Raw genomic sequence first — 17464 nt, 5'->3', positions numbered from 1 at the left:
GTCGGTACGCACCCGTCTGACGCCGGCCCGGGTCGTCTCGTCGCGGCAGAACTGCTCGTAGTAATACACAAGCGAGTGCTCTGGCAGCCGCCCGTCTCATGGTGTTCGCCCTGTAACCCCTCGCTTCGGCATGCGGCAGAACCGCATCTATTACAGAGCGTCACAGATCATCGGTTCTGACACAGCTTCTCACCTGTCGGGGGTGATGTCTGTCCGGTCGGGTCTGTCCAGCCGACGGTCGCCTCACTCGTCTCGCGTGCCTACTTCTGCCACCCCCCCCCGACCATGAGGCCGACCACGGGGCCAGCCGCGCCGCGCCCACCCCCGACCACGGCTGGTCGCGTGCTACGTCTCCCGGGACGCGAGCCCGGTCCAGGGGACTCGCTGATCGGGGTCGTGGACGGGGCGCCACACGGGTGCGGATGGGCCGTGGTGGAGCAGGTCGGCCAGCGGCGCCGCGAGGATGGGGACGTCGTACGGGAAGCGGGACGGCGCCAGCAGTCCGGCCCCCGCGCGCAGGGCACGGATCCGGTTCTCGACACCGACAGGTCCGGTGCCGTCCAGGACGAACAGGACGCGGGGGAAGAGCGGATAGCGCCGCCGCCACTCCTCCACCGCCGGTTCCTGGAAGGTCGGCCGGCGCCCCGGGACCGCGGGCACGTAGCGGTGAAGGCGGTCGTACGCGGTGAGCTTGGCGGCGAGGCGTTCGGGGCCCATGGTGGCCCGGTCGACCTCCACGAACGCCCGCAGCATCGACCAGTCGTCGCCGTCGGCGGGGCCGCGCTTGTAGTACAGGAGTGCGTCGGGGATGACGGCCTCGCCGCTCCCGATCGAATGGTGGACCTCGGTCAGCCAGTCCAGCGGCCGGCATAGTTCGCCGCGGCGGCGGGCGTCCTCGAGGAAGACGAGCGCGGTCTCGGTCACGGTCAGCGTGTGGCCGGCCTTCAGCCGCACGGCGGTCGGATCGGACACGGTCCTGGAGGGACGGCGCCCGCGCATCTCGGGCCACTCGGAGGCGAGTTGCACGCCGTAGGGGGTGGGGAACCACACCCGGGTCCGTCCGGCCCGCGGCAGGGTGATGCGGTCGACCAGCCCCTCGGTGCGCAGTCGGGCCAGCCGCCGCCGGGTCTGCTCGATGCGCACATCGGGGGCGATCACCCGGTGCATCTGCTCGGTGGTGGCCATCCGGTACTGCGTCAGCACGGCCAGCGCCAGCCGGTCTCCGCTGCCCACGTCCACGCCGATTATCACGGATCTGCTCGCTTCCCGTACGGTGCGGCGCCGTCTTGCCCGGCGCCGCGCGTACCGGTCACAGCAGCAGTCGGCTCCCACCAGAACCCCGACCACGAAGGCCCGACCACGGTCACGAAGCGACAACACCTCCGTGGACCAGGCCCACATCCCCTCCGACAACCTGGCCGACAACCGTCCGCACCCGCACCCGCACCCGCACCCGCCCGCGAACCCGCAGGTCACCACGCTGGTGCGGCCGTGCTCGGGAGGCCGACATCCCCTCTACGCCCCCGGACCACGCCCCACAGCAGGAAGAACAAGGAAGTGGGTGGGTGGGACAGGTCCCGGGCGGCGGGCGAGGGGATCGGGCGCCGCCGGTGCTCCTCGCGCGTCGGCCGGGACCGCCGCGCAGCGCCGCCGTCAGAGCGGCGACGTCAGACGGGCGACATCGGTGGGGGAGAGGTCGGGGCGGGCACGGTGCCAGCGTGCGGGGTGCCGCCACCGGCCCGATGGAGCAGGTCTTCGGTACGGAAAGGCAGGCCCCGAGACCAGCAGTCGTCTGGCGGCCTCGGGGCCTGCGGCGCGCAGTCTGACCTCCGCATCGCGGCAGCGCACCGTGTACCGGTCCGGCCGAGCCATGCCCCTTCTCTGCACCAAGTCAAGTCGACCTGGGTGGGGCTCGTCAGTGGTGGATACGACTACCTTGGCACCGCCGCCGCGCTTCTCATCTGGCTCCGCGCATGCCCCATCCCCCTGGCAGGTCTCGAGAGGACGCACTGAGTAGGGGAACTCATGTGCGTCAGGATGCGAGCTGGCAGGCTTCGCGCATGACAAGCGGCAGAGGGGCGCTGACTGCCCTACATCTCTTCCTGGTCTGGGTGACGATGGCGGCTGCGATGCCGGCGCTCGGCTTCGAATTAGTGGTGACGGCCTGGGGCGGCAGTGCCGGGGCGGCGGTGCTGGTCCTCGCGTTGGGCGTACCGCTGACGGTGGGTCTGCTAGCCATAGCGGGCATACCGGCGAGGGCCGTGGTGCCGCTGTGTGGCTCGGTGCGCCAGCGGCTCGGCTGGGCGGCCCTGGTCTTCGTCCTCGGCACGCTCGGCGTCCTGGCGGGCCTGGCCGCCTACGGCGGGGACGTCGACCTGGGGAGCGCCAGTACACGGGTCGCGCTGACGGGGGTGCCGTACGCCGTCGCCGCGGCGTTCTTCGTACCGAACCGGTGGGTACGGCTTGGGGCGGTCGCCGCGCTGGTGGCTGGTGTGGCCTACGGAGGCTTCGTCGGCCCGGTGCAGGCGCAGCAGGGTCGGCAGGTGGCGGAGATCGCGCGCTACCATGAGCATCCAGAACTGCTGTACCTGGGCGCTGCGCCGCCTGGAATGCGGGTATCCCGTGCCGTGGTCGGACCCGCCTACTTCGGCGTCGAATACCACCCCGTCCGGGAAGGATACGAGTTGGGGTACGTGGGCCTTGTGGTGCGTTCACCGCTCACACAGACACCACGATGTCCAGAGCCGGTGGGGAAGGGTGTGACCTGCACGGTGGACGTGCACGGCGAGACGCGCATGATCCGTCGCCTCCCCGGCGGCACCCGCGACATCACCCTCACCCGCCGATACCACGACGCGGAGGTTGAGGTCACCAGCAAGTCCCTCGGCGAACCAGGCCTGCGCCGCCTCCTCAACACCCTGCACCCGCTGTCGAATGCGGAGCTGGAATCAATGATGAGGGAAAAGGTGATCGCCCAGGGCTACTGAGCCATGCCCGCCTCGGACCTCAAGGTAGCCAGCCCCTGTCCGGCCCCGGGAGGTAGAGCGCTGCCTGATCTCGCGTGCCGGCCACCGTATTTGAGTAGCTGTACTCAGTCGTGCGGTCCGCCCGCTCACCCAACATGGAAAGCATGGCTAAGTGGGTTTTCGATGTCGGCCTGGCCGTCCTGCTGGCAGGGCTCGAAGTGGCGGGACTGCTCGCTGTCTGGTTCGTCGGAGCCATGGAGAAGTGGGCTGCCAAGGGAGCACCGGTTCCCGACCGGACGGGCCGGGACGTGCTGGTGCTGAGCATGGCGGCGGCTTCCTCGGCCTCCATCGGGTACGGCTGCTCTCTGGCCGCATTGCCGGTGGCCTGTGTGTCCCAGGCGGTCATGGCCGTTCTCCTCGCGCTGCTGCTGATCCTGGGTGTGGGAACCGAGTGCAGCAAGCGGATCAGGACTGAGCGAAGACGGCGCCGACTTCGGCGGGAGCGACTTCGCTGGCACGAGTCCCAGCGAGACGGCAGCAGCTAGGCCTGGGCGCAGGGCCGTCAGCCTCAGCGGCCCGCCGCGAGTTCTTCTTCGGAGGGCAGCCGCAACTCCAGACGGGGCGACCGCACACGCAGCGTATTGAGCGGCCAGATGTCGATCAGCATGAGTGCCAGTGTGCACAGATCCATATGAGAACGCCTCGCCTTTCTCGATCTTCGCCCGCCTCAGACGTGACCGGAGAGAGACACCGCCTAGTTGGTCCGCGGACGGGGGGCAGGGATGCCGAGGTCGACTGGTTGGCGTTGTGCAAGTCGCACGGCATCGGCCTGCTTGGTTCGCACGAAGGTCAAGGTCATCTCGATGCCCTCGATCTCGCCGAGCCACTGTTCCTCCTCGGCCCGCTTACGGCGTAGGAGCAAGTCCCTCTCGATCTCCGCGAGTCGCGGCAGCATCTTCGGGTTGACCTGCAGCATCGGGCATCGGATGCAGGCATGCTCGTGCTGGCAGGAAGATCCGTAGGGGCGGGCGCAGTTCCCGAGTTCGACCTTGCGCCTGTCGAAGTGCTCCTCGAACTCCGCCCACTCCTTCGGGGTGACGTCGACGTATTCATCGCCAGGTCTCTGGGCCCGGCGGCGGTTGAGAAACTCCTGATAGGACGTGACGACATCCTCCGCGAAGACGGCGACGTAACCCTGGGTCGTCTGGAGATTGACGTGTCCGAGCAGGGCGGCGCCGATGTGGATGGGCAGGCCGCCGTTGACGACCTCGGTGGCGAAGAGCCGGCGGAAGTCATGTGGGGTGAACGTCATCCCGTCGAATGCGTCATTCGTCTCGGCGATCCTCTTGCAGGTGCGGCGGAGCATCTTGAGGGCCGTGCCCGCGGCCAGGACACCCCGGACGGTGCCGATCTTGCGTTGAAGGAGGAACGGCATGGGCTCTGACCACGTCTTTTCGTGAGGGTCATAGCGGCTGACCAGCGGAATCGGCTTCCCGCCACGGGTCTGGCGGCGGATGACCTGCGCGACGACGTGGAAGAGCTCGGCGGACATCGGGATCACGCGTTCGCGGTCGCTCTTCGACGGCGCCACCACCAGCAGGGCGATGACCTCTCCGTTTGGCCGCTGATACTGGCGGACGCTGAAATGGGACAGCTCGGTCAGCTCTTCCACCCGGATGCCGCTGTGCCGCAGGAGCTCGACGATCGCCCATTCCCAGAAGGACGTGTCCTCCGCCGAGGACACGTCGATCGTCTCGCCCGTGCCGTGGTCGACGACCCTGACGCCGGGGTCTTGAAGGAGCCGGGCCTGGCGCCGGTCCGCGCGAGAGTCGGTGCGGCTGAAGCGGCACCCGTTGAGGGTGAACGTCTCCCCCAGCGGGACCCCACGGCCGGCTTCGAGTAAGGCGGTGAGGTGCTCGTGCCGTGACTCGACATGCTGGACGAGCACGGGTAGCAGAGGCTGACGGACCCGTGTGCGATCGGCGATCTTCCGATTGTTCTCGCGCTGCCGTGCGCCGAATCCCTTCAGATCACGCGGCAGGACCGGACAGGGAGCGACCCACTGAGCCCACCTTTCCGGCTCGGCGATGGCCCAACTGTGCAGGTCGACGTAGAAGGCGCGGACGGCCAGCAGGATCGTCTCGAAGTGCTTGCGGACCCTTGTTTTGTCGTTCGTCCAGTACTGAAGATCCGTCCGCCACTGCTCATAGACCAGCGGGCTGAGCACGAGGTCCTCCTGACTGGGATTGATCTTCTCGATGCTCACCCAGAACAGGCTGACCAGGTTGCGAGCGAGGGCTCGCAGGGTGCTGTAGTCGGTGTCTGCCCGGCGCCGGGTGAGGTAGTCGATCAAAAGCTGGCGGACGCCGGCGTTCTTGACGGGGTAACTGTCGACGAGCTCCTCGACGGTCTTCTGCCCGTTGTAGATGATCATGCGCAAAGTTGGCGGGGTGCCCTCAGGGAAGTGGCCGGTGCTGTGCAGCACCTCCCAGGCTGCGAGGCCGCCGAAGCCAGCATTGCTGCTGCCGCCACCGTGATTGACTCCCAGCCTCCTGACCTCCGTCGCGTAGTGCAGGAGCGCGGACGGCGTGAGGTCAACCAGAGCGATGCCCTGGGTCGTCAGCGTGCAGACAATGTCGAACTTCGCCCGCAGCCGGTTCACGGGGTTCCACTCCGGGTGAGAGTCGATCGCACTGAAGAGCTCATCGAGCTGAGGATCGCGCTGAAGCCTGCGGAAAGGTTCCGGATAGTCCAAGAACTTGTTCGCTCTGAACCCGGACAGCGACGGCTGGAACACCCTCAGGCTGAACGCCGTCTTCAACGCGGAGATCAGGTTGGAGCTGTCGTAGCGAACCTCCGGCCTGGCCAGGACGGTCACTGACAAGGCGTTCTCGTCGTTGAAGCCACTGGCCTCCCAACGCTCCTGCCAGGTCTCGCCAGGCAGCGCCGCCAGGTGGCCGAAGAGTCTTCGGATGCCACGGCGGCGCTTCTCCCCGACCGATTTCGCCTCCCCGTTGAAGATCTCTGCGACCAGGGCGCAGAGATCATCGACCGAGGCACTCGTCAGGTCTCCGAACGGCGCCGGCGGATGTTCGGGGCGCGGAGCCGGTGCTGCTTTGAGGACGGCCCCCGGGAATCGGGTCTGCCCGGCCTCCCGGCCGCTCTGGCGGGGCCTCGGTCGCCGGTTGCGGGCCGTGTAGATCTCGACCGTGGTCCGGTTAACCACCGAACACCGCCTTGAAGTCCTCCGGGTCGTAGCCGGGGGCGACGGTCCGCTCGACGCGAGGCCGGCTGTAGTGCTGCTGAAGGGCATCGAAGAGGTCCTCGACCCTTGCGCTCAGGTAGCGGCCCGTGGTCGCCAGGTCCGTGTGCCGCAGGATCGCGCGGACCTGAGCGAGCGTGAGGTTGGGATCGTTCGCCATGCGGGTCGCCGCGGTGTGCCGCAGATCGTGCAGCGTCCAGTTCGTGCCGAGCTTGTCGTTCACCCGCTGGATCACCCGCCGCATCGCCCAGTACGTCAGCGGCCGGTCATCGCCCCGCCGCGTGCGAAAGACTGGCTCATCGGTCGGCGGCAGCCCGATGTGGTCGAGATAGACCGCCAGGACCGTCAACGCCTGCGGACTGACCGGTACAGGCTCGCGATCATCCGTGCCCTTCGTGACCACCCAGATCAGCTGCTTGGGCCAGTTGATGTATCCCGGCGTGACACCGAGAAGTTCGCTGGCCCGCGATCCGCTGGAGACGTAGAGCAGAACAGCAGCCCGGTCCCGTTCACAGGTCAGCGCGCCGAAGAATTCGTCCCACATCCCGTCCGGAATCGAGCGCGGATCGGACCGGCGCTCCCTCTGACGCAACCGGGCCCGACGAAAATTCGGGACCTCCCCGTCAGGAGTCCTATGAGCCAGAGCCCGGCGCTGTTGCCTCGAGTCCGGCACCGGGTTGACCAACGGGCCGCGGTTGTAGTGCCGGTGATAAGCGTAGAAGCCGCTGACCACGGTCAGGCAATGGTTGATCGTGGAGGGGGCGTAACCGGCCCTGAGGTAGGACTTTCCCGTGCGGGAATTGACCGAGCCTGGCTGCGGCGTTGCGGGGTTCCGTCGGCGACGTTGCGGATTCGGGGCGATGCGGAGCCATCCGACCAGTACAGAGGCTTCGGCTTCCGTCGCCCGGTCCCAGCCGATTCCCAGGAACCACAGCAGTCGGTGCCAGCGAAGTAGATCGTGAGCGTAACTCTTGGCGGTCGCCGGGCGGTTGTCGTCCAGCATCAAACCACGGAGGTAAGGAACAACGGGAGCAACGACGGTGCCTTCAGCGTCGACGACGGCGTGCCAGGGGATGGTTTTCAGCTCGATGACCGAACCGACCCGGGGCACATCGACCCGACCCTCGATCAGCTCGTAGCGCAGGTCTAACAACAGGGACTTCCTTCAGACGTCGATCAGCTCGCTCCAGGATCCGAGCCGCTTAGTGCAGTTAACACACCAGACCCGGCCCGCTTTATAGGCCGATCGGAGCGGCTTCGCCACGATCCCCTCAACACCAGTTCCTTCGAGCGTCTCGTACCAGAGCAGGGCCTCGCTCAGGTCGGTGGTCGACCACACCGGCTCGATTGGCGGCCCGACGTCGGCGAGCACGTCCAGGAGGACCTGGCGGCGCTCCACGTACGGCCGCGGGCGCAGGTCCGGGTTGCCTGCCGCAGGATGGGCCAGGACGTCGAACGCCACGTACGTCGCGGGGTGCCGGTCGGCGAGCTCCCTCGCGCGGCGGGGGCTGGACAGCGCGCGAGACTGTGCCGCCCCGAAGCTGATCCGGGCGGTGCCGTCGTCGTCGGCGACGTACACGACGGCCTCGCCGTCCAGGATCACGCCGGGCGGCAGGCTCATGGCGGCCAGGGCGAGATCCATCCAGAGCGCGGTGACGTCGCGGCCGGTCCGCGACTGCAGCCGGACACTGTCCTCGGTCCGCCACAGCACGGTCCGGTGACCATCGACCTTGATCTCGTAGGCCCACGGTCCCGTCGGCAACTGCGTCACGGGGCGGGCCAGCGCGACGTCTACAGGCCACTCCACAGGATCAGCCTGCGCCCTTGGGACACCGGCCGCCTGCTGGCGTACTCCCACGCCGTCAGCAGACGGTCCGGGCGGCGCAGCCGCTGCGGTAGGGCCGCGTCGCCGCACGGCCCGACCCCAGCCGTGCCGCGCGCGGGCTCTGAAGTGGTCTGTGGTGCTCGACCCGGGGCTCTCTACCAGCGGAGCCGCGGGTTCTGTGCCCGCCATTGGATGAGGTGTTCGTAGGCCGCTTGCGCACGTTCGACGTTGCCGCCGAACGCGCCTGCTCGGAGCAGCGGCCAGTTTGGTGTGAGCTCGGCTTTGATCGTGTTGGCGATGCTGGTGTCGTACTTCCAGTGCACGTCGTTGACGAACTCGCCGATCCATGGGGGGCGGGTCTGTGTGTCGTCGTCCATGGCGATCAGGGAGGCGAGGAACTCGAAGCGGGTGCAGGCGGTCTGGTATGCCGCGTCGTCGGGTTCGATGCTCTTCAGCGGCTCGCGTGCTTCCTGCCGAAGGAAGGTGCTCTGCGGGAATCGCCAGGTCTGCCTATCCGGCGGGGGCATCACGGAGTTGAGGTCGGCTGCCAGGATGCGGACGGGGTTGAGGTAGACGGCCGGCGGTTGGGTCCGGGTCCTGCCCGACAGGGTGTTCCAGGTGGGCTGGGCCATGATGGTCGCCAGGAACTCTTCGCGACGGCTGATGACGGCGGTGACGCCCATGGTCCAGGTGGCCAAGAGCGCCGGGTAGTGCCTCAGTGCCTCCAGCGCTTCGTTGAAGGCGCCGGAGAAGCTGCTGCGCATGCGGGTGAGCCGTTCGACTGCGCGTAGCCACAGGGCGTCATGGGTTCCGTCGTCGTGGAAGACCCCGTGGGCCAGAAGGTGCAGCAGGACGTCGCAGTCGGCCCGGTAGCCGCGCACGCTCTCGTCGAAGACGGGGCCGCCTAGAGGACGCGCCGCTGCTGCGGTTCTGTCGAGGATGTCAGTGACGGTCTGGTGGACGAGGTCGGAGGCCTCGATCCTGCGCACCGGGTCGGGCAGGGCACGCTTGAGGCGGGTGACGGCAATGTCGCGGGTGAGGGGCGGGGCCGCCATCCGGTCCAGGGCCTCGACGCGCCGCTGGAGGTCGGTGAAGAGTTCGTCCGCCGTCATGCCCTCGATGACGGCGGCGCTGCGCTGGGCGGTCAGGCGCTTCGCCGCTTCTCCGAGCGTGCTGAAGGACGACCAGAACATCGGATACCGGCGGGGACGCACGCCTTCCAGGGCGCGGACGAGCGCCGTGTCCCAGTCCGCGGACCAGCCGCAGATGATCAGCCCGTACTCGTCCAGGACCCGCTTGAGCAGCTCTTGTTGTTCTGGCTCGTAGGTCTCCAGCTCGTCCACCGTGTTGAGCTGGTCCAGAGCGGCGTAGTCGCCATGGAGCTTGATCACCGTCACCGGGGCGTGGGGGAGCGGCATCATCCCCGCGATCTGGCCCGGCCGGCTGATGACCTGGGGCGAGATACCCGCCTCTTCCAGAGCCCGCTCGGTGAGCCGGTCGAAGTTGGTGGTCAGGATGACGCGGATACCTCCCCGCTTCACCAGCTGGGCGATCGCGTGGTGGGCGGGAGTGGGACCCTTCGCGCCCGGCTCATCGTCTTCCTGGGGCTGGAAGTACCGGGCGAGCTGCGCCTGGCGAGCGGCTGCCGTGGGGGCCACAGCGCCCAGAAGGCCCGAGTACCCGAGGACGTCGTCGTAGTGCTGCGCCCACCAGGCGACCGGGTCGGTGACCGCCTTCTCGGCGGCATCGGTGTCGTTGGGGTCCCGCATGGCAGCGACGCGGCCGACGAGGTCTTCGACGATGCCCCATCCGGTCTTCACGCCGGACGTCAGGGAGATCCCGGACCCGAGCAGGAGCGCATACACCCCCGGGCTGGCGTGGACGTTCAGGGCGAGCGCAGTCTTGGCGTCCAGGATGCGGCCGGGCGGTACCAAAAGAGGCGCCTGCGCGGGGGGCTCTGGCGCTGTGCCGTCGGTTTCCATGGGAGGAACTCCTTTCACGGGCGACGCTCCGAACGCGTTGTACCGCCCGTTCGCGGAACACCCTACCACCCTTTATCGTCGTCATGACGATAAAGGGTGGTAGGGTGTCGTCCTATGCGGCCGACGGGGAAAACCGCTGCCGCCGGGGACAGTTGGCCTGCCATCATCAGGCAACAGCGCAACCAGGCGAGGAACGATGGCCAACTTCGCATTCGGCTCGAACGACTACAGCGTCAACATCCGGGCACAGCACAACGTCAACTTCTTCCCGGGCTGGGACACGCACCGTCTCGCCCTGACCTTCGAGGTGACCGGACTCGGCAACTACACCGTGGACGCGCCATTCCTCGTCTCCGGCACCCTCTGGGCGCACGAGACGCCAGGCCCCGCGAGCTGGATCGGCGTCCTCCACACCCCGAGGCCAATCGGACTGAAGTCCTTCGCCACGAGCCTCACGCTTGAGACGAGCGTGACCGACCGGCAACTGCACGGCTTGGAGAAGACGCGGGCGGGCAACGACCTGACCCTGCGCGCCGAACTCTCCCTGACCGCCCTGGCAGAGACAAAGCACTGGCCCGTCGCCGATGACCAGGAGCTCATCCGCGTCCCGCACGCGACGTGGAGCAACGCCCTCACCCAGCTCGATGCCGGCGCCTTCGTCGACGTCCTCATCCCGATCACCACCGTGGAGGCCCGGGCCATCGCCGCACGACGGATCCGCGAGGCCAAGACCGCCATCCAGGGCCAGCGCTACGAGCACGCCGTGACCCTCGCCCGCCAGGCCCTCGACGCAGTACGCGACGCCTGCGACACCGTGAACGTCAACGCGCGGGCGCTGTCGAAGACGAAGAAGGACGACCGGGACCAGGAGGAGCGCTGGGCGGTGCTCACCCAGAGCGCCTACCACCTCTTCAGCGGCGCCCCGCACGACGACGCGGGCAACACCGAGAACTTCAACTGGACCCGCGCCGACGCAGTTGCGGCAGTCGCCACGGCTGCCGGCCTGCTCGCCCGGCTTGAGGATCGCCCGTAGCGGGCCGACAACCGCACAGGCTGCCGTTGGCCATGCTCCGGTCCATCCGTCCGCTGTCAGCGCGACTGGATCCAGAGGCCGCCGTACGCGACGACGGCGCCGCCGACCGCGGTTGCGGCGCCTCGGAGCAGATGCAGCCCCGCCTCGTTCCGTAGCTGCCGGGCACGCCGGACCCACCGGGTTTTCGAGGACGCGCCATCCGGCGTTGCGAGGGGTTCCGGGTCCGGGCTGTTGCCCTTACGCTCAACCTTGGACATGAGCTTCTCCTTCGCTGGGGATGTTCGGTCATCTGCAGACGGCTCCCTGCCCACCAGGGGGCCGTCGCCGTTTCCGGAGACGGCCGCGCCGCCGTTCACCCCTTGAGACGGTTGGAGTCTCGTGGGGTGGACGACAACAAAGAAAGCACCCGGAAAACCGCTCTGACCAGCAGAAACAGTGAATTGCTCAAAGAAGTTCGTCCGTGGCGACAGCGGTCAAAGTCAGTTCATGCGGGTTTTCATGGGTCAACACGTGCCTGACTGAGCTCACCTGTGGCGTCATGCCGTGCCATGCCGTGTCTTCATGTGTCGAACCGGGTTCAGCCGTGCGAGAGTTGGCGGATGCCTCAGATGCTGCGGATGCCCGGCAAGGACGCCTTGCCGCCTGGACCCACGCGCGCGTTCGTCGCCGAGCTCCATGTCCACTTCCGGGAAGCTGGGCGCCCCTCACTCGCCAGTATCGCTGAAGCAACCGGCCGTCTGGCGAGTCCGGTGCCGGTGAGCCGGGAGACCATTCGCCGACTCCTCACCGGGCAGACGGTCAGCACGTGGGCGAAGGTCGACGCAGTGCTGCGCGTTCTCTGCCAGCTCGGTGGCCAGGACCCTGATCGACGACGTTGGCCGGAGCCTGAGGACCGCTTTGACGAGGACGATCCGGCGTCGTGCCGGGAGTACTTGCGCCGTTTGTGGAACGACGCCGTTGACGGCGTGGAACCAGAGGAGGCGCCGGCTGTCCCGCCGCCGCGGCCATCCTCCGGCGGGTGGGGCGGCAACCCCTCGGTGCCTGCGGATGACCCGTGGGCCACATCGCAGGCACCCGCTCCCGCCAAGGAGTACCCGGACGAACCGCCTTTCTGAACCGGGTCTTTCCCCCGGCAGGGCGTGCACCCCGATGCTGAGGAATACGCCTCGGGATGGACTACGCCCAGCGCACTCCAATTGCGGCCATGCCGTCATGGTGGGGTACCGGGGACGGTGGGTGCGGTTGGGGCAGGCCCATCCGAGTCAGCCAGTGAGGTCGCACGGGGACCTTGGGCGACGACCTGGGCGAGGTGGCGGGCCAGATCGGCACGGTCCCGCGCCGGGATCCTGCTCGTCGCTTCCAGAAGCTTGTCCGCGAAGTCGAACTGGCGACGCGTCTGGTACTGGTTGGTCAGGTAGCCGAGGACGGACGGCACCACGCTGGCGAGGACACAGAGGACCACGATCGGCCAGGGCATGCTGGCGGCGGTGGTACCGAGGCCAGAGACGAAGGCGGTTATGGGCGTAGGGATCTTCACGCGGTTCTCTGCGATATGAGAGCGGGCTGGGAGGCGGACACCTGTGGTGGTGTCGTCCGCGTGGGGAAGCCGCGCGGTCGGCCCGCCCTCACCAGGTGGGGTACCTGTGTGAGGTGCAGGATCAGCGTGGCACAGATATCCCGTGGCATTGCCCCTGCTCCCTTCCGGCCGCAGCGGCACGTCTGGTACCGCTGCGGGTGACGGTGTCTTATCGGCTTCTTCACCCCCTGGGGCCGGGAGTCAGGGCACGGACAGCACCGGCTGGGGAGAAAATCGCGAGACATTGCGAAGGCCCGGACCACCTGGTCCGGCCCTCTGCCCATACATCGGTTATGGGCCGCCAGCAGGGAAATGTGACGCGCGACTTCTATGCCCAGCGCATCCCGATCGCGGACAGCTGCTCCACCCGCTCCGGTGTGAGCGTCGCAGCCCGGGAACGTTGGTTACCGATCCAGGCGCCCAGCTTGATCTGCCGCTCCACATGGTCCCCGCCACCGTCACCGTCGATCACGATGGTCTCCACGTGCTTCCTGGGCACCTGCAGGTGTCCCTCGCGCTCGTAGAACTGCTGGGCGGCGGTGAAATTGAGTGCCCACTTGTCGGCCTGTGTACGGCGCGGCTTCGGCTTTTCCTCCTCGGACGCGGGGGTGATCCCGAGGACCTGCTCACACATCCACTGCTGCACGGCGGTGAGCTTGTCCCAGCCCAGACGCTGGGCGCGCACCCACCGCCCGAGATCCTCAGACTGCACCAGCACCTCGCTCGGTTCGGCGGGGAGTTCGCCGCCCTGCTCCAGGTGCTGCCGGGTGAGGTGGAACGCCCTCTGCCACTCCACCGGCCAGGTGGGGCACCACGACGGGTCGATCTCCTCCAACTGCTCCCGCCGGTCCGCCGACAGGGCGCCGGCCGACGACCCCACGGGCAGCCCCTCGGCACGCCGCTGCTCGATCTCGGCAGCCTTCCGTGCGGCGGCCCGCGCGTTCTTCAGAAAGATGCCCACCTTCGCGCCCTGGAAGGTGGCGTCCAGCGGCGCCAAGAGGTGCCCGTTCTCGGCAGCCCACCCGCGAACGGCAGCCAGGCCCTCCTCCCACGCGACGTCGAAGTGCGACCACACCATGCCCAGCTTCTCCAGCTGCTCGACACGGCCCTCGTCCAGCGTCCCGCGGGCGTAGAACCGCCTCGCATCGGCCACCCATTGCCCCAGCGGGAAGTTGGCCAGTGAGGCCGGCCACCCCTCAGCCTGAGCTTTCTCACCCTTCGGCACGCGGTACGTGAACGGCACCTTCAGGTCCCCGTGCTCGCGGGCGTAGATGACGGAGGCCTCCACGCCCCGCCTCCAGTGCTCGTGTTCCGGGTTGAGGACCCGTAGGTTGATGAACGCGGCGAGCGCGGCCGGGTCGCGCGGCGTGGAGAACTTCAGCAGCGCCTTGGCCGGGGCGGAAGCGCCGCCCGCACCCGCCCCGCCCTCCTCCTTGCCCTTCAGATCCTTCTGGACGGGCTTGTAGCGGCTGGGGGCCTGTGGCTCGGCCAGCTGCTCCACGATCCGGGCGTCGTGTGCCCTGAGTGCTTCCAGCAGCTTCGCCAAGCCGCCGTACGCCCGGGAAGTAAGCATGTTGTCCGCGGTCTCTCCGGGCCCCAGCAGGACCGGCACCACGAGGGATGCCATCTTGCCTTCGCCGGGCTGCATCCGCAGCGTGCGGCCGACGGCCTGGACCAGGTCGGGCATGGAGCCGCGGACGTCTGCCCAGTAGACGGAGTCGCAGTTCTTGGTGTCGACGCCCTCGCCGAGCACCTTCACCGAGCCCAGGTAGCCCTTCTCCACGACCGTGCCGTCCGCGGCGATCCCGTCGGCGAACTCGGTGAGGACGCGCCGTCGGTGGCCCGGCTTGTGCTCGCCGCACAGCCAGTCCGCCCAGACCGTCGCCGGGTACAGCTCGGGGTCGGCCACGTGCAGCTGCGCGGCGACATCCGACAGGCCGGTCGCGAACGCCTCGGCTTCCTTGACGACATGGTGGAACACCAGCGTGCGGCGGAAATTCTCTTCTGACGATGCCTTGACCAGCGCGGTCTGGAGCGCGGCGAGCCGGGCCCCGCGCACCTGGTCCGACCGCCCCTCCGCACCGAGCAGCACGGCGGCTTGGAACTGCGTGTCTGTGACGTCCACGCACACCACCTGGTACGGCGCGCAGATCCCCCGGTCGATCGCCTCCGACAGCGTCAGCGTGTAACAGCGGGCACCGAACGCCCCGTTGGGATTGTCCTCCATCGAGGCCACCAGCTCACCCGGCGCCCCGCCCTGCTCCTGGTCCTCATCGAGCTGCCACAGCCGCGGCGTGGCCGTCATGTACAGCCGACGCAGCGACGGGATCCGGGTGTTGTCGTGCACGACCGCCCACGACTTCCCGATCCGGCCCGACGTCCGGTGCGCCTCGTCCACGACGATCAGATCCCAGCCCGGAAGGCCGAGAGCGTGCGCGCGCTCCAGGGTGCCGAGCCCGAGCGAGGCGTACGTGGCGAACACGGTGACCTTGTCCAGGTACCGGGTCCACTCCACCAGCATGTCCACGTCCGTGGTGTTGGGGAAGGCCGCCTCCTCCCCGCGAAGTGAGGACACCCCGATCATCGGCCCGGTGCGCCCTCCCTCGCGCCACGCGGCCTCGGTCTGGGCGAGCAGGTCCAGGGACGGAACAAGGACGAGCACACGGCCGGCATGGAGTTCCATCGCGCTGCGGACCGCGACGAAGGTCTTCCCCGCTCCCGTTGCCATGACCACCTGGGTGCGCAGCCCGTGCTCGGGCACCAACGATCGGGCGGGAAGTTCGAGAGTACGGACTACTGCGTCCGTTGCTTCTCGCTGATGCGGGCGAAGGTCCACGCCGACTCTCCCTCTCGGTTTTCAGGCTGACGAGTGACTGGTTCAGGTGGCGTCGTAGGCGAGTTTGGCCAGCTGCAGGGCATGGGCGAGGCTCGTCTCGTCGCTGAGGTCGACGCTGACGCGGTACTCGCGGTGCCCGGTGGTGAGGGTACGAGCTGTGATCGCGCCCAGTTCGTCGAGCTGCTGCTTGGTGTAGTTGAGCCGGAGGTTGATGGCGCTGTGCTCCGCGTAGACGTAGGCGAAGCCGCCGAACTGGGACCCCTGCCTGCGTAGACGCAGATAGCGGCTGTAGTCCAGGGGAGCGTCGGACGGCGCGTTCTTGCGCTTGATGCCGTGGACGCTGACGTTCTCCCAGCGGGTCGTCTCTGCAAGAAACTGAACGAACAGACCGGGAGCCGGACTACGGCCCAGCAGCTGCCGCACAGGTTGTTGTCCCTCGTCGGCCACTCCTGGGATCCAGGCCGGCAGCACGCCGTCCCGAACTCCCTGCGCAGCAACCGAAGTTGAGCCGTGGTGCTGGTCTGCGAGCTCCCGCAGCACCTGTGAGGCATCCAGCTCCTCGGGAGTGCCCTCGAACTGGAATACGGTCAGCTTCATTCGGATCCCCTCAAGGTCAACTTTCCCTCATACTACCACTGACTATCCAGAGATGTAGCAACTATCCATAGTTGGTAGAGGACTGACTAGGCGTCAGGCGGCCACCTACTAGATCCCCCACCCAGGCTTTGCCCGGGCCTACGGACCCGTCCACGCGCGACCGACGAGCCGGCCGAACAGATTCCCCTCGCCAACGACCGGAGAATTCCTCTCACGTTGCACCTCAGGACCAGATGCATTACCGCACGGAGCGGTCCTCTGCTATAAAGGAAGCATCCAGTTACAAACCAGCAGAACAAGATCACAGGTCTCATCGAGGGCGACCCCCTCACCCTTCCCAGAAATAGTCTTGAGGTGTACAGTCCATCCCTGAAGGGCAGTAAAGGAGAGACGTGGACTACGTCGTATCCCACGTCGACCCCTATTGACGGGACGAGCTCCTCTCCGTATTATCGAAGCGTAATCAACCACGACCCCACGAGGCAGAATCAGCATTTACCCCGGCAGTACTCCGTCTTAAAGCCGAAGGGCACAAGCCCCTTCGGCTCCTTTGTACCCAATGGAGGTTGCAATGAGTAATCAATTCATTACACAAAGCCACAGATTGCCGAGCTGCAGGCCGAAATCGTCGATGGAGAGACCCATGGCACCCAAAGCAAAAGGAACGAGAATCGCAATCTGCGTAAGGCTATTAGGCACCTGACATTTACTGTCTGCTCAATGCCCTCACAGCAGTGGGGGTTATTTCTTTGCTCAAAAGCTTCAACGAAGGGGGAACTCTTCGAAATGTACTCACCATCTATCAAGGAGAACGTAAGACATGTCCCGAATCCATTTCCTCTATCACAATTACAAGAAGCCTCTTTTCTCCACGGCCGTCATCGCCGTAGTTATCTGGGGAACTGTCACTAACTTTTGGCTGGTTAGCATCTTCGTACCGCTCGTAAAGCAACCCAATGCAGGTGAGATTATTGACCAGTGGAAGACAGCAAACCGCACGACCCGGAAGCACTTCATGTTCCGAAACCACCAATTGAATTTTCGCGGAGCTGCCCGCAATCCATTCCAGAGTTAATCCATAACTTAGATTGAGGCATTACTTTGCCGCAAGCCTCTCACCTCTACCTCTGTCGGACCGTCACCCCCTCACTGCTGCCGCTTTTCCCGCCATTGCCCACTATGTGTGGGGCTGGAGCGCAGCGGAGGCCCCGGTGCCGGGCGTGGGCGCGCAGCGGCCCCGCGCCCAACTCGTGGGCGCAGCCCGCGAGTTGATGCCGGGTCACGCAGTGACCCGGCGGGCGCTCACGCGGAGCGGGAGCGCAACACCTGTGCGCAGCACAGGTGTTCGCTTGCATATCGCGAAGCGATATGGTACCCGCTCCGCGGG

At 67.1% G+C, this 17464-nt stretch carries 13 protein-coding genes; 4 read left to right on the top strand and 9 right to left on the bottom strand.

The features are described 5' to 3' along the window. Positions 1-345: 345 nt before the first annotated feature. The gene (locus tag ACFZDJ_RS27480; RefSeq protein ID WP_391063347.1) at positions 346-1248 is read right to left on the bottom strand and encodes a replication-relaxation family protein; all 903 of its coding nucleotides are present in this window, start codon (positions 1246-1248) and stop codon (positions 346-348) included. An 812-nt stretch (positions 1249-2060) separates the two neighbouring features. Here ACFZDJ_RS27480 and ACFZDJ_RS27475 point away from each other — a divergent pair. Both ACFZDJ_RS27475 and ACFZDJ_RS27470 read left to right on the top strand, forming a co-directional pair. Then, positions 2061-2987, top strand: coding sequence for a hypothetical protein (locus ACFZDJ_RS27475; protein WP_391062594.1), 927 nt, complete (start codon positions 2061-2063; stop codon positions 2985-2987). 143 nt (positions 2988-3130) lie between these two features. Next, the gene (locus tag ACFZDJ_RS27470; protein WP_391062591.1) at positions 3131-3511 is read left to right on the top strand and encodes a hypothetical protein; all 381 of its coding nucleotides are present in this window, start codon (positions 3131-3133) and stop codon (positions 3509-3511) included. A gap of 209 nt (positions 3512-3720) precedes the next feature. On the opposite strand, the gene ACFZDJ_RS27465 is transcribed toward ACFZDJ_RS27470, so the two are convergent. From ACFZDJ_RS27465 to ACFZDJ_RS27450, 4 genes are all read right to left on the bottom strand, one after another. Beyond that, positions 3721-6192 (bottom strand): tyrosine-type recombinase/integrase, encoded by a 2472-nt coding sequence (locus ACFZDJ_RS27465; protein WP_391062588.1) that lies wholly within the window; start codon positions 6190-6192, stop codon positions 3721-3723. Beyond that, the gene (locus ACFZDJ_RS27460; protein ID WP_391062585.1) at positions 6185-7381 is read right to left on the bottom strand and encodes a tyrosine-type recombinase/integrase; all 1197 of its coding nucleotides are present in this window, start codon (positions 7379-7381) and stop codon (positions 6185-6187) included. The genes ACFZDJ_RS27465 and ACFZDJ_RS27460 overlap by 8 nt, the downstream gene beginning before the upstream one ends. Positions 7382-7393: 12 nt before the next feature. Next, entirely contained in the window at positions 7394-8035 is a 642-nt protein-coding gene (locus ACFZDJ_RS27455) for a hypothetical protein (protein ID WP_391062583.1), read from the bottom strand. Between the two features lie 173 nt (positions 8036-8208). Then, positions 8209-10035: an SIR2 family protein gene (locus ACFZDJ_RS27450; RefSeq protein WP_391062580.1), complete on the bottom strand. Its 1827-nt coding sequence runs from the start codon at positions 10033-10035 to the stop codon at positions 8209-8211. A 196-nt stretch (positions 10036-10231) separates the two neighbouring features. Between ACFZDJ_RS27450 and ACFZDJ_RS27445 the strand changes: the two genes are divergently transcribed. Continuing rightward, positions 10232-11068: a hypothetical protein gene (locus ACFZDJ_RS27445; protein WP_391062577.1), complete on the top strand. Its 837-nt coding sequence runs from the start codon at positions 10232-10234 to the stop codon at positions 11066-11068. Positions 11069-11124: 56 nt separating this feature from the next. On the opposite strand, the gene ACFZDJ_RS27440 is transcribed toward ACFZDJ_RS27445, so the two are convergent. Further along, positions 11125-11325 carry a hypothetical protein gene (locus tag ACFZDJ_RS27440; RefSeq protein WP_391062575.1) on the bottom strand — a complete coding sequence of 67 codons (201 nt, stop codon included), beginning with the start codon at positions 11323-11325 and terminating at the stop codon, positions 11125-11127. Between the two features lie 342 nt (positions 11326-11667). Here ACFZDJ_RS27440 and ACFZDJ_RS27435 point away from each other — a divergent pair, with 342 nt between their 5' ends. Further along, positions 11668-12183 carry a hypothetical protein gene (locus ACFZDJ_RS27435; RefSeq protein ID WP_391062573.1) on the top strand — a complete coding sequence of 172 codons (516 nt, stop codon included), beginning with the start codon at positions 11668-11670 and terminating at the stop codon, positions 12181-12183. A 95-nt stretch (positions 12184-12278) separates the two neighbouring features. Here ACFZDJ_RS27435 and ACFZDJ_RS27430 read toward each other — a convergent pair whose 3' ends face one another. From ACFZDJ_RS27430 to ACFZDJ_RS27420, 3 genes are all read right to left on the bottom strand, one after another. After that, positions 12279-12545 carry a hypothetical protein gene (locus ACFZDJ_RS27430; RefSeq protein ID WP_391062570.1) on the bottom strand — a complete coding sequence of 89 codons (267 nt, stop codon included), beginning with the start codon at positions 12543-12545 and terminating at the stop codon, positions 12279-12281. 427 nt (positions 12546-12972) lie between these two features. Continuing rightward, positions 12973-15480 carry a Helicase associated domain protein gene (locus ACFZDJ_RS27425; RefSeq protein ID WP_391062569.1) on the bottom strand — a complete coding sequence of 836 codons (2508 nt, stop codon included), beginning with the start codon at positions 15478-15480 and terminating at the stop codon, positions 12973-12975. Between the two features lie 42 nt (positions 15481-15522). Then, entirely contained in the window at positions 15523-16077 is a 555-nt protein-coding gene (locus tag ACFZDJ_RS27420) for a hypothetical protein (RefSeq protein ID WP_391062566.1), read from the bottom strand. Positions 16078-17464: the final 1387 nt, after the last annotated feature.

This window comes from Streptomyces sp. NPDC007896, from assembly GCF_042959425.1.
Classification (GTDB): domain Bacteria; phylum Actinomycetota; class Actinomycetes; order Streptomycetales; family Streptomycetaceae; genus Streptomyces.
Note: the sequence above shows the minus strand (reverse complement) of the source record. Positions and strands in the feature narration are given on the sequence as shown.

Bases quoted from the DNA above. Each gene is read 5' to 3' on its own strand.
- ACFZDJ_RS27475 (WP_391062594.1), top strand. From the start codon at position 2,061: ATGACAAGCGGCAGAGGGGCGCTGACTGCCCTACATCTCTTCCTGGTC.
- ACFZDJ_RS27435 (WP_391062573.1), top strand. From the start codon at position 11,668: ATGCCTCAGATGCTGCGGATGCCCGGCAAGGACGCCTTGCCGCCTGGA.
- ACFZDJ_RS27445 (WP_391062577.1), top strand. From the start codon at position 10,232: ATGGCCAACTTCGCATTCGGCTCGAACGACTACAGCGTCAACATCCGG.
- ACFZDJ_RS27440 (WP_391062575.1), bottom strand. From the start codon at position 11,325: ATGTCCAAGGTTGAGCGTAAGGGCAACAGCCCGGACCCGGAACCCCTC.
- ACFZDJ_RS27470 (WP_391062591.1), top strand. From the start codon at position 3,131: ATGGCTAAGTGGGTTTTCGATGTCGGCCTGGCCGTCCTGCTGGCAGGG.
- ACFZDJ_RS27430 (WP_391062570.1), bottom strand. From the start codon at position 12,545: ATGCCCTGGCCGATCGTGGTCCTCTGTGTCCTCGCCAGCGTGGTGCCG.
- ACFZDJ_RS27420 (WP_391062566.1), bottom strand. From the start codon at position 16,077: ATGAAGCTGACCGTATTCCAGTTCGAGGGCACTCCCGAGGAGCTGGAT.
- ACFZDJ_RS27450 (WP_391062580.1), bottom strand. From the start codon at position 10,035: ATGGAAACCGACGGCACAGCGCCAGAGCCCCCCGCGCAGGCGCCTCTT.